7 protein-coding genes are annotated in these 13,192 nt (G+C 49.4%); 4 read left to right on the top strand and 3 right to left on the bottom strand.

The window, feature by feature from the left end:
• Positions 1-5: 5 nt before the first annotated feature.
• Positions 6-1,523 (bottom strand): MFS transporter, encoded by a 1,518-nt coding sequence (locus BTJ40_RS19690; protein ID WP_108734680.1) that lies wholly within the window; start codon positions 1,521-1,523, stop codon positions 6-8.
• A gap of 186 nt (positions 1,524-1,709) precedes the next feature.
• On the opposite strand from BTJ40_RS19690, the gene BTJ40_RS19695 reads away from it, so the two are divergent.
• The 3 genes from BTJ40_RS19695 to BTJ40_RS19705 all read left to right on the top strand — a co-directional run bounded on the left by BTJ40_RS19695 (position 1,710) and on the right by BTJ40_RS19705 (position 6,976).
• Positions 1,710-4,151: a TIM-barrel domain-containing protein gene (locus BTJ40_RS19695; protein WP_108734681.1), complete on the top strand. Its 2,442-nt coding sequence runs from the start codon at positions 1,710-1,712 to the stop codon at positions 4,149-4,151.
• 51 nt (positions 4,152-4,202) lie between these two features.
• Positions 4,203-6,116: an alpha-amylase family glycosyl hydrolase gene (locus tag BTJ40_RS19700; RefSeq protein WP_108734682.1), complete on the top strand. Its 1,914-nt coding sequence runs from the start codon at positions 4,203-4,205 to the stop codon at positions 6,114-6,116.
• Positions 6,117-6,331: 215 nt separating this feature from the next.
• The gene (locus BTJ40_RS19705) at positions 6,332-6,976 is read left to right on the top strand and encodes a hypothetical protein (RefSeq protein ID WP_202862831.1); all 645 of its coding nucleotides are present in this window, start codon (positions 6,332-6,334) and stop codon (positions 6,974-6,976) included.
• Positions 6,977-7,027: 51 nt separating this feature from the next.
• On the opposite strand, the gene BTJ40_RS19710 is transcribed toward BTJ40_RS19705, so the two are convergent.
• Together BTJ40_RS19710 and BTJ40_RS19715 are read right to left on the bottom strand one after the other, a co-directional pair.
• Complete coding sequence (locus tag BTJ40_RS19710; protein ID WP_108734683.1) at positions 7,028-9,580, bottom strand: alpha amylase C-terminal domain-containing protein; 2,553 nt, start codon at positions 9,578-9,580, stop codon at positions 7,028-7,030.
• A gap of 1,036 nt (positions 9,581-10,616) precedes the next feature.
• The gene (locus BTJ40_RS19715) at positions 10,617-11,519 is read right to left on the bottom strand and encodes an oxaloacetate decarboxylase (RefSeq protein WP_108734684.1); all 903 of its coding nucleotides are present in this window, start codon (positions 11,517-11,519) and stop codon (positions 10,617-10,619) included.
• An 806-nt stretch (positions 11,520-12,325) separates the two neighbouring features.
• Between BTJ40_RS19715 and BTJ40_RS19720 the strand changes: the two genes are divergently transcribed.
• A complete protein-coding gene (locus BTJ40_RS19720; protein WP_108734685.1) occupies positions 12,326-13,177 on the top strand; it encodes a universal stress protein in 852 nt (283 codons plus the stop codon).
• Positions 13,178-13,192 lie beyond the last annotated feature (15 nt).

The following is a 13,192-nucleotide window of genomic DNA, read 5'->3' on the forward strand; positions in this document are numbered from 1 at the left end:
TTTTATCAAGCTGTAGTAGTTGCCTTTAATGCGGGCTCAGGTTCTGAACTCTCCCTCACCAGCGCTACCGATATAGCGCCAAGCAACATACACACCCCCGCCAAAACAATGATGTAAATTGCCTGGTTTTCGAAAACTGTTTTCAATATCAAGCCAGCTACCAGGGCGGAAACAATCTGCGGTGCGGCGATAGTGAAATTAAAAATCCCCATATAAACACCGGTCTTATCCGCCGGCAGCGAGTCGGAGAGGATCGCATAGGGCATCGCCAGAATAGCGGCCCAGGCAATGCCCACACCCACCATCGGTAACAATAATCCCAGGGCTCCACTGGGTACGGAAACTTCGGTAATCAACAGATTCACCTGTGTGGGATCGCCCCCCTGGAAGAACAGGAAGCTGATGTAGCCCAAACCGCCCAGTGCCAACGATAGGGAATAAGTCAGCTTACGACCCAACACCTGAGACAAACGGGCCAGGACAATAGAGAAGATCGCTGCGAACAGAGAGTAAGCAGCAAAAATAATTCCTACCCAGTCACCGGCAGCACCCTTGGCGGCAGCGATATGTGCGGGAATTTCTTTGACGCTTTCCAGGTAAGCTGGATCAAACCACTTGGCCTCCACTCCCCAAACGTGTTGAGTGATCGCAGGCGTGGTGTAAACCCACATAATAAACAAGGCAAACCAGGAGAAGAATTGCACCAGGGCCAGCTGGCGCATAGTGCGCGGCATTTTAATTAGCAGCTGGAAAAAACCGATCAAGCGCTTTGCCAGTGGGGCTTTTTGCTGTCTCTCCCGCTCAAGTTGCGCAGAGTCGAGACCTTTATAGGCATTGTACTGCTCCGGCGGATACTCTTTGGTGCGCAGCACAGTCCACAACACACTACCCAGCAGCACTGTGGCGCCGATATAGAAAGCCCATATAACGGAGGGCGCCACCTCTCCCGCACGGGCAGTATTTTCCAGACCAATCACATTAGTCAGGATGAATGGCAACATGGAGCCGAAGATGGCACCAATGTTTATCAGCAAAGACTGTATCGAGTAACCCAGGGTGCGCTGCTCTGATGGCACCATGTCGGATACCAGGGCGCGGAAAGGCTGCATGGTCACGTTAAAGGCCGCGTCCATCAGGGCCAACATAACGCCGCCAAAGATAATGGGTGCCACTATCGCCACCACAATCCCGGCATTGGGCATAAACGCCATCCCCAGGGCTGCGGCGATGGCACCAAAAAGGATAAAGGGGTTGCGGCGACCGAAGCGACTCCAGGTCCGGTCCGAAGCTGAACCCACGATCGGCTGTACGATCAGTCCCATTAGCGGCGCCACTATCCAGAATAGAGACAGGGAGTGAAGGTCCGCCCCCAGATCAGACAAGATTCTACTGGCATTGGCATTTTGCAGAGAAAAGCCAAATTGCACCCCGAGAAAACCGAGACTGACATTCCACACCTGCCAAAAGGGCAAGCGCGGTTGCTGGGCTTGCGGCGCAACGGCGCTGCTTGCTGATTGGGTCATAGAGGTCACCGCATCACTAGTTATGCTTATCCTGCCATTCTCACACGCACTCCCGGAGCATCCATCCTCCCCCATAGGGGAGGATGCGGGCCAGATCCTTCGCTTTAGGATAAACTCAGGCCCATGCGTATACGCCGGGCCAACACGAAACTGTGAATCCTAATCAAGCAACTGAAGTCCCGCGCGATGATCCTAAAACTCCCACTCCTGCGCCTGGTGTGTCTCGCAGCTACACTCTGCCTGAGCGCTCAATCCCTGGCCGCTGAACAGCGCAACTACCGCGATCACACCATGAGCGAAGACTCACTAACTGTACAGACGAGTGAGGGCGAGGTCACCCTCACCCCGGTTGGTCCGTCAGCGCTATCGGTGCACTATCGCCGCGAAGGCCTGAAGCAGTTGCCCTCATTTGCGTTGGCCAGCGATTCTGCCGGCCGACCCGAGGCTACGCTGAAGCAAAAAGGGGACAAGCTCGTTTACCGCACTGGCTCGCTTACTGCAGTCATCCACAAGTCTCCCTTCCGAATCGAGTACTTGCGCGGTAGCGAACAAATCCTGAGTGAAGAGAGTGGTTTCTTTGCCACCGAGACGATGCGCGGATTCCGTTTCGCACTGTCGCCAGAGGAAAAACTGCTGGGTGGCGGAGAGCGGGTTATGGGGATGGACCGTCGCGGTCAACGCCTGCCCCTGTATAACCGTGCCCATTACGGATACACCACCGAATCCAACCAGATGTATTTTTCCCTGCCAGCAGTACTGTCCAGTAACAAATACATTCTGCTGTTCGACAACTCTGCCACCGGCACCCTGGATCTGGGCGCAAACGAAGAAGATATCCTGCAATTTGAAGCCGTAGCCGGGCGCACCGCTTACATCGTGGTAGCCGGTGAGACTTATCCACAGTTGCTGGAAAATTATGTATCCACAACTGGCAAACAGCCCCTGCCACCCCGTTGGGCCCTGGGTAACTTCGCCTCGCGCTTTGGCTATCACAGCGAAGCTGAAGTCCGCGCAACCGTGGATAAGTTTGCCGAAGAAGATTTCCCCCTGGACGCCCTGGTGTTGGACCTCTACTGGTTTGGCCCGGATATCAAAGGCCATATGGGCAACCTGGCTTGGGACAAGGAAGCCTTTCCCGAACCAGAAAAGATGATGGCCGACCTTAAAAAACGCGGCATCAATACCATCCTGGTGACCGAACCTTTTGTCCTCTCCACCTCCGAGCGCTGGCAGGAAGCCGTGGCGAATAATGCCCTGGCCAAAAACCTGGCCGGAGAGCCCAAGCGTTTTGATTTCTATTTCGGCAATACCGGCCTGATCGATATCTTCTCCGAAGATGGCCGCGACTGGTTCTGGAATATTTACGACGGGTTATTGGAACAGGGCGTAGCCGGCTGGTGGGGCGACCTGGGTGAACCGGAAGTTCACCCCTCCGATACCGTTCACGCAATCGGTATGGCCGATGAGATCCACAACGCCTTCGGCCACGCCTGGGCGCAATTACTGCACGAACGCCAAACGGCAAAGCACCCTGAGCGCCGCCCCTTTATTATGATGCGCGCCGGTTTTGCCGGCTCCCAGCGCTACGGAATGATCCCCTGGACCGGCGACGTCGCTCGGGAATGGGGTGGCTTACAGCCCCAGGTGGAATTGGCTCTGAGTATGGGCTTGCTGGGCTTTGGCTACACCCATTCAGACCTGGGAGGCTTTGCCGGCGGCGAGAAATTTGACCGCGAACTCTATATCCGCTGGTTACAGTACGGCGTATTCCAACCGGTTTACCGCCCTCATGCCCAGGAGCATATTGCTTCTGAACCGGTTTTCCACGATCGCCGCACCCGCGATATCCTGCGCGAGTATGTAAAACTGCGCTATCGCCTGCTGCCCTACAACTACACCCTCGCCTTCGAAAACAGCCAGACCGGCATGCCACTGATGCGCCCGCTGTTTTTCGAAAACGAAAGTGACCTATCTCTCCTGGACTACAAGGATGCCTACCTTTGGGGGCAGGACTTCCTCGTTGCCCCGGTCGTGGAAGAAGATGTGGATGAGGTCGCGGTAAAACTGCCCGGCGGCACCTGGTTCGATTACTGGACTGATGAACAATATTCTGGCGATCAGGCCCAGGTAGAAGTGGACCTGAAAACGATTCCTGTACTGGTGCGGGCCGGCGCCATTATTCCCACCATTGACGATGTCCATAGCAGTCGTGATTACTCCAGTAAAAACCTGACCCTGGACTACTACGCGCACCCATCAGCAGTAAAGTCCGAGCGCTATGTTTATGAAGATGATGGCGCTACCGCGCAGGCTTTTGAAAAAGGCAAATACGAGAAGCTGCATTTCTCAGCTGAAAACAAACAACAAGGTTTAGCCTTCGCCTTTAATCTCGAAGGCGACGGTTATACCGGTATGCCGGAATCCCGCACGGTCACTTTAAAGATTCACAACTGGCAACAAGTGCCCGTGCAGCTCGATATTATCGGCGAATCCCTGCCTGTTTTCGACATTGAAAAAGACTTTGCTCAGGCACCCCGTGGGGCCTGGTACAACAAGCGCAAGCAGCAACTGCTGGTTAAATTTGACTGGCACAAAGAACCGCTGAATTTAATGCTCAAAAATCAATAATTCAGCAAACCGCTGTTCACTGACAAAAAAATTTAAAGTCATCAGGAAACAATGAAGAAGTTACATTCCCTGTTTATTGCCAAACTCATTTCGGCTTCCCTACTAGGTGCTGCTCTATTCGGCACTGCCGGCTGCAGCCAGGAAAGCAGCCCGGAAGAAATACAGCCCGCTGAAAAAGTTGCGGAGAAAAAAGCCGTTATCTACCAAGTGCTACCGCGCTTATTTGGCAACACTAACCGCACCAACAAACCCTGGGGCACACTCGAAGAGAATGGTGTAGGTAAGTTCGCTGACTTTACCCCAAAAGCACTGAATGAAATCCACGCGCTGGGCGCCACCCATATCTGGTACACCGGCGCCCTGCACCACGCGCTCGTTGGCGACTATACGGAATACGGTATCAGTAACGATGATCCAGATGTGGTCAAAGGCCGCGCCGGCTCTCCCTATGCCATCAAGGATTACTACAGCGTAAACCCGGACCTGGCCAATAACCCAGCAGAGCGATTACAGGAGTTCCGCGCACTGGTGGAACGCAGCCACGCGGCCGGTTTGAAAGTGATTATCGACATAGTGCCTAACCATGTAGCCCGCGCCTATCATTCTCTCGATAAACCCCAAGGCGTGCAGGATTTTGGAGCTGGCGACAACACCCAGGTCACCTACGCCCGCAACAACAATTTCTACTATGTGGTGGGCGAAGACTTCCGCGTGCCCGTTGCAGAAGACAGTTATCAGCCACTCAATGGCGAAGCCAATGATCTTGTCGATGGGCAGTTTATAGAGAGTCCAGCCAAATGGACCGGTAATGGCGCGCGCAGTGCACAACCTGCCATGCACGACTGGTATGAAACCGTCAAAATTAATTTTGGCGTTCGCCCCGATAACAGCAAGAACTTTTCTGAGCTACCCCAGGAGTATGCCGAGCGCGACTACCGGGCCCACGCCCAGTTTTGGGCAGACAAGAAAGTCCCGGATACCTGGAAAAAATTCCGCGATATCGCCCACTACTGGCTGGACTTTGGCGTGGACGGATTCCGCTATGATATGGCCGGTATGGTGCCGGTAGAATTCTGGAGCTACCTGAATTCCTCCATCAAAATGCGCAACCCCAACACACTGTTACTTGCCGAAATCTATACTCCAGAGCGCTATCGGGATTATCTGCATCTGGGCAAAATGGATTACCTCTACGATAAAGTCGGCACTTACGACGCTATTCGTGCGGTCATGGAAAACAAGGGCAGCACAGATAAAATCGCAGAGGTACAGGCAAGCCTGGTAGATATTTCCTCTCATATGTTGCACTTTATGGAGAACCACGACGAGCAGCGTATTGCCAGCCCACAATTTTCTGGCAACCCAGAGGCAGGCAAACCTGCAATGCTGGTGTCTGCCGCGCTCTCTCCAGCCCCTACCCTGGTTTACTTTGGCCAGGAGTTGGGAGAACCCGCCAACAAAGATGCCGGCTTCGGCAAAGCCAGCCGCACCACCATTTTCGACTACTGGTCAGTACCCAGTGTGCGCCGCTGGAACAATGAGGGCGCTTTTGACACTGCACTGCTGACAAAAGAAGAGAAAGAGCTGCGCAGCTTCTACCAGCGCCTGCTTAATTTCTCCAAACAGAGCCCGGCCCTGCTTGGCGATTATCTGGGCTTGCACAGCTACAACCGCAAGCAAAACTCAGGCTATGGGGAAAAACAGTTCTCCTTTGCCCGCTGGAGCGAACATGAAAAATTGTTGGTAATCGCCAACTTCGATAACAGGGCAGTGGAGTTTAATTTTCAGTTGCCGACAGCACTTCTAGAGGCCTGGAAACTACAACCGGGCAGCTACTTGGCTAAAAGCCAGATATCCAATAAGGTGGCAAACTTGGTCTTAGAAAAAGACCAGGCCTCCACAAAGATCCAGTTGGCACCCTACGAAAGCCATATCTTTGCAATATCCACTGCTCCCCAGAAATAGCCAAATAATCCCGGAGGGGAATATTCCCCTCCAAACCCGCTAAATAACAGAAATATTTACCTTCTTTGACCCCTTTCTCGCAACCTAATCCAAGCAGCAGCTAGCACTTTTCAGATAACCCGCTTGACATCGGCAAACCTCCATGTATATTGCTTACAATTATATTGCGCACAATATAATTGTAAGCGCTGGAAATTTATATATAAGGGGAAATCATGAATCAGCAACTAAGCCGCTACTTTTCACCATTAAAACTGCTTTTAACCGCACTTTTAGCATCAGCTGCTATTTCTGCACTGGCTGAAGCTGACAAGGCTGAACAGAGCGAAGCACCTATCCAGGTGACAGACGAGACTTTTAACTGCATCCGAGATATGACCAAGGTGCGGGGGTTTTATGTGGATAATTTACTGGGAGATCTGGATGGGACTCTAGAGGTCGCAAACTCCAGCACAGGAGGCGTTTATCCTCCTGGATCAGTGGTTCAATTAGTACCTGGGGAAGTAATGGTCAAACACCAAAAAGGCTTTAACCCCGCCACTAAAGATTGGGAGTTTTTTGAACTGGATGTTTCTGAAGAAGGTAGCAAAATCCGTAACCGAGGTTTTGTTGATGTAGTTAACCGTTTTGGGGGTAACTGCTTTGCCTGTCATGTCCAGGCCAAACCGCAGTGGGATTTAATTTGCGAGACCGGACACGGCTGTGAACCCATTCCACTAACAAAAGAAATACTGGCTCTGTTGCAAAAAACCGACCCTCGTTGTGAGTCGAACCCAGAGTTAAATCAAGAAGAGATCGCAAAATTACAGGCGCTGCAACAAGCACTGCTGGCTAAAGAGAAAGAAAAAGAAAATAAATAACTAACTGAAGAAGCCTGCAGGCCAGCTTCCTGGCCTGCAGGTTTTTGTAAATTACAGCGCAATCACACTATAAATCATAGTTTGATCATTCACCTGCACCTTGTAATTTCCGCTTACAGAAGTGTAGATATCAGATCCACCCTGATCCAGATCACCATCGGAGTCGCTATCACCGTAGTTTTCATTCCAGTCAGCATTAACATCGAACTTGAAACGCTGCTGGGATTGACCATCAAAATTTACCTGGATTTCCCAGGTATTGCCGGCAACTAATTCCATAGCGTCAGCACCCCAACTATTTGGTGTGCCACGGAAGTAAAGCGAAGAAAAGTTAGATGCATAACTACCACAGTCTGCACAGGTCAAGCTGTAGATCAGAGTTTCATCATTAACCTCAACAATATAAGTCCCTGATACATCAGTGTAGATATCATCCCCACCCTGCTCCAGAGAGCCGTCCGCATTGTTATCCCCGTAGTTTTCAGCCCAGTCACTGCTGACATCAAACTTAAAGCGCTGGTTACTGCTGCCATCAAACACCACAGTGGCACGCCAGGTATTATCTGCAACCAGGGTCATCGCCTGAGTGCCCCAGCTATTGGGCGTACCGCGGAAATTTAATGCCGTAAAGTTTTGAGCATAACCAGCATTGGGGTCAGTCACGGTAATGGTTGCCGTAGCACTATCGGTCAGGCCATCGTTGTCAGTAACAGTGACTGTCTCGGTATAAGTGCCTGCACTGGCGAAGCTCAAAGTTTTCGTGGAAGAACTACCACCACTGCTCCAGCTGTAAGAAACCACACTACCGTCACTATCAGCAGAGCTGCTGGCATCCAGGGTGATACTCTGATTGACGTCTAGCGTGCTGGATACTGGAGTCACAGTTGCAGTGGGTGCCTGCTGGGAAGAGACCTCGGTGATCGAGTAAGCCAGAGTCTCATCATTTACTTCAATCAAGTAGTTACCGGTTACAGAGGTATAGATATCTTCTCCGGTTTGATCCAACGTGCCATCAGCACCATCGTCACCGTAATTTTCGGTCCAGTCACCGTAGATATCCAACTTAAAGCGTTGGTCTGCCTGGCCATCAAAATTAACCACCGATTGCCAGGTATTATCTGCTACCAATTCAAAAGCTGTTGCTTCCCAATTATTAGCTGTGCCACGGAAATAAAGGCTGGGGAAACCCGTCCCAGAACATTCATCACCACAGGAACCAGATAGCTGTCCACCGTGAATGGCAGCAGCGGAATAAGCTGCAACATTGAAAGTGGCATAGCCATTACTGCCCACGGAAATAACGTCACCACTGCACTCATCATCTCCCGCCAGGACATTGCAGTAGTCCCCTGCAGGAAGGCCTGTATACAGCGTCTGGCTGAGAGAATTGCCCTCGTTATTGATAACGACGTAGCCTTTATCACCACGTCCAAAGGCAATCTGGTTATCTCCGTTATCCCACCAATTTTCCATACTGGTGCCATCGGTGTAGTTACGGAAACCCACCATATTGGCAATATTTCCCCATCGGTGCTGACATACCCATTCGTTGTTTTCACAGCTTTCTGGACCAGTATTGGGGGGACCAATATCCGTATCGGTAAAGTCATAACCAGACATTACCTTCGGATAGCCATAGGGGTGTGCCAACATAAAAACGTTGGCCAGGTTGTACTTGTAGCCATCGTGATAGGTCAGGTTACCGCCGCCACCATGGCCACGCTCACGATCGTGGTTGTCTATAAAGTGAACTGCATCGCTGGAAGACAAAAGTCCCCAACTCTCGCCGATACTCGAGAGGTTTTTAATTTGGCCGTTAAAGTTACTCGCCACATCGGTGCCGTACTTGAATTCAGTCACACGGCCCAGGAAAGTGTAGTTGTACGGTTGAATTTCACTGGCTTCGCCGTCTGCACCAATAACTTCAGAAAAGATCCAGGGATTGCCAGCTTTACTCATGATGCCGTACATATCGCTGGGAGACATATGCTTAACCGCATCTACACGGAAACCATCAACACCCATACCCTGCAATTTATTTAGGTAATCGGCCAGGGTCTGCTGAACATAACTGGAACCAGTATCCAGATCTGGAAGTCCACTCAAGCGGCAATTCCAGACATTATTTGCATCGCTATAGTTATCAATAGTGCAATCGGAGTGATAATCCCAAGAGGAAAACTCACCGGGGTGATTCAACAATGTCCACTCGGTGCCGCCCCAACCCGTGCCTCCGCCATTCCAGGCCGCCGTGTGGTTTATCACTACATCTGCATAGACTTTCACACCCGCCGCATTACAGCGGCTGATCATACTCTGTAACTCTGCCTCGGTACCGCTGCGACTGGTCAGGTTAGTGTAGGAAACCGGCTGGTAGCGCGCCCACCAGGTGGAGTGGCTGATATGTTCGTGGGGCGGGGATATCTGCACCGCATCAAATCCTTTCGGCCCCAGGAACTCCTCACATTCACTGGCGATATCATTCCAGCTCCATTCAAACAGGTGTACAAAAGCTGTGCCCGCACTGGCATGGGTACTGGACATGGCTCCGAGTACGATACTCGCGCCTCCCAGAAGCTCTTTTAACGGAAATTGTTTTTTCATTTTAGTTTTCCTTTTTCTCTCATCTGTAATCGTTATCTTTTTTGTATAAGGAGAACTTCATCGGTAGTTATCTACCAATGGTTAATGGTTCCCCTATTCCCCTTAAGCAGAGGTCAACCTGTAAGCACAACCTTTCCAAAGCATTAGCTTCACAATACAAACTCTTGGGCTCATTCGTCCCATAGCGGAAATCAGAGGTATTCTCTTGAGATAAAACCGCCAATAGGCATACGCTCAATAAAAGAATTTGTGGGAAGTACCGTAAACGGCGAAGAAAAATTCAGGCTTATCATCACTGGTGACCATTTATTATTTTTACAATTCAAGCCGGATATTTGCGAAGCCCAGCTAACCAGAATCTGGCCAGTGGGGTGCCATACCCAACCAATTGATCACTCATCCTGAGATATCCACAGACCACCAAGAACATCGACAAATCAGTAGCATGTGAACTGATACCGAGCAACAGCGGTAATATGCACCTCCTGTGCTACTGCAAACCCGAAATTGCAGCTGTTCGGACTCTTGAAAGGCTAATAAGCAGTTAATGAGAGCACATCCTCCCTCTGGGGGGCGTAGTCGATATTTGTGCTACAGGTATTAACCCTGAAGATAATTTGTCTTTAAAGGTCAAAACTTAGGCAAAAAGGAATATAGAAGTGTGCAAGTACTTCTTAACGGTGGAATTAAAGGCATAGAAGTTAACGCCCAGGATATTTCTTTATTCTTGAAAGGACATGGTCACACGAACTTCTCCCATTGAGTAAGCGCCTGCCTTTTTTAAAATAAAATGTGCAAAGACTATAGAGTAAAAGATACTCAACCTGTTCTGGTTTCACGTACATAATGAGCTAAAACAACACCGTTAAAGTACTCACATGCTTATTTAAAATAAGGAGCTACGTTTCTGAGAATCAAACATATAAATAAAGTTTATGGACTAAAACTTTAATGATTTCGTATGTTATTACCAATTTATTAACGGTAAAATTAACCTAAAAACAAAATTACATTAATTAAAGATCAGCTATTTCATTCAACCTTTTTTCTTCCCTCCAAAAATTTTATCTGCTTCTTCTTTCCATTTGTTATCGAGGTCCTGAAAATGCTGGGAATCCATAGTTTCATAAAATTCCTTTGGAGAGTACATATCACTTATAAGATCCTCGGTTGTTCCCTTCGCTTTAAGCTCCCTCAATACTCTTTGGGCGAGCTTACACATAGAAAACATCAGACTTCCTGGGTAGATAACCAATTTATAAGATAGCTCCTCGAGTTCTTTATGTGTAAATAATGGAGACTTACCGTGTTCGCCAAAATTATACATTAGAGGTATATCCACCTCCTTCTGTACACGAAGGATTTCTTCCCTGCTCGTAATTGCTTCTACAAACAATGCATCAACACCGGCTTCAGCATAAGCAACACATCGTTTTAGGGTGTCATCAACCCCTGTCACCGCCAAGGCATCTGTCCTGGCAATAATAACGAAATCATCGTCTGTGCGGCCTTCCAGTGCACCGTATATTTTATGAACCATCTCTGGGATTGGCACTACTTGCTTTCCAGCCAAGTGACCACATTGCTTCGGTAATATCTGGTCTTCTATATGTAACCCTGCAACTCCCGACCGTTCATATTCCTGGACCGTCCTATAGGCATTCAATGCGCCGCCAAAACCGGTATCTGCATCCGCAATCACTGGAATATTTACAGTGGAAGCAATAGCACGCGCATTTGCAGCCATTTCACTCAATGTAATAAATCCCAGATCAGGGCGACCAACATGGGTAACAGCAGTCCCACCCCCTGTCATGTAAAGTGCCTTAAAACCCTCCTCCTGAATTATTTTCGCAGTAAGACAATCATAAGCTCCCGGCGCAACAATTAGGCCTGGCTCATTAATCATTGCCCTCAACGTAGTTGTCATCCTCTTCATGAATATCCTACCTGAATAAAATTTATTTCTTATTTGGCGTATAAGATTTTTCAACAGTTCTTTAGAAACTCACTCCAAGAATATAGCAAAGCAGTTTTTAGGATTATCAATAAAAATGAATTTAATGAAGGGTTGTATGTAAAGTTTCACTTATCTCTTACGCCAAAACTGGAGAGCTTGATCTAAGCGCAAATATCGGGATAAGAAATGAAAGGGATACCATACTTACAGCTGTATTATCCCAAAAGCTACTCTTGATTATTCAGTCCTGGGAACTTATTTCAGGGTATTTATTTAAAGTAGAAAGTGTCTTTGTAGAATTTTAAGAGTTACATCAGATGATGTTAAGACCACAATCATGACTTTACTCCTGTAAAGGAATTGAAGAACTTCCCAAGATTGAGCCAATCACTTAATCACATGAAAACCAAGTCTGCAGAAAAAGTTTATCTTGGCATGACACATAAAATGCCAGCCACTTGAGCATTACCGGGACAACTTAACAATGAGGCACAAGCACAGCTTGAGCGAGGCTCAACCCCTACTGTCGAGAGGACCTTCAACGTTGAACATTGATTGTCTGAGTGGATTGGCTTTTGGATCAGCGGCATTAAAGTTGATCTACCTCAATACCCCCACCCCCAACTGCGCCATTATGCGCAACAAAATTATTCGATGAGATAGGCGCCAAATTCGACAAATGGGACAGTCATGTACTCGGGCTGACAACCCCATCATGGTAGATTAGACCTCATGGTCAACTGCAGGTCGCACTGGCCAATAACACGCTTAGTTGAGGAGAAAAAATGGAGCAGCAAAGCACCGTATTCGTTGTAGTGGACCCTAACGATGAGAAGCATGTAGCTCTGGAGCGAGCCCTGATCACTTCACGTGGACGCAATCCTCAGCCGCGACTGGCTGTATTCGTCGCAGTTGATGGTGAAGCGGTGGATACCCGTGCAGTTAACGACCACCTGTTTCGCGATGAGTCCTGGTTCCGTGAACAAATTCGTGAACCCATCTCAGAAGCTGGTCTTTCCTGTGAGATCACTGTTTGCTGGTCCAGTGATTGGCAGGCCGCCATCGTGCAGGAATCAAAGCGTTGCAACGCAGAAATGATCTACCTACCAGTACACGCGAAGAACAGCCGTCGCTTTACCTTCGCCGAGTCCAAGTGGCGAGTCCTGAAAACAGCGCGCTGCCCAGTGGTATTGATTCGCCCCGGCGCCAAGGACGAGCGCAAAGTTGTGTTGGCTACCGTTAACTACCAGGCAAAAACCCTCGAGCAGCGCGAGCTCAACCGCCAGATCAGCGAACGCGCGACCTATATCGCAGGTCATTACGGGGCAGAGCTACACCTCGTAAACGCCTTCCTGGATTCCATGCTCTACCCAGATCGCGGTGCTTTGGCCAAGCTTGCCGATAAGACCGGTGTCCCCACCCATCGCATTCACGTAAAGCGCGGCTATACCAGTGATGTTGTTGAGGAGGTGGCCCGTGAGATCGATGCAGACCTGGTCGTAATGGGAACCATGAATCAGTACGGCGAGACCGGTTCATTCCTGCGCGGCAATACTGCCGAGCGTGTAATTGGCCAGTTAGACGTTGATGTGATGGTATGTAACCAGTTCACCACAACAACTATGAACAACGATTAAGTCATCCCATCTTCA

This window comes from Microbulbifer sp. A4B17 (assembly GCF_003076275.1).
In the GTDB taxonomy this organism is placed as follows: domain Bacteria; phylum Pseudomonadota; class Gammaproteobacteria; order Pseudomonadales; family Cellvibrionaceae; genus Microbulbifer.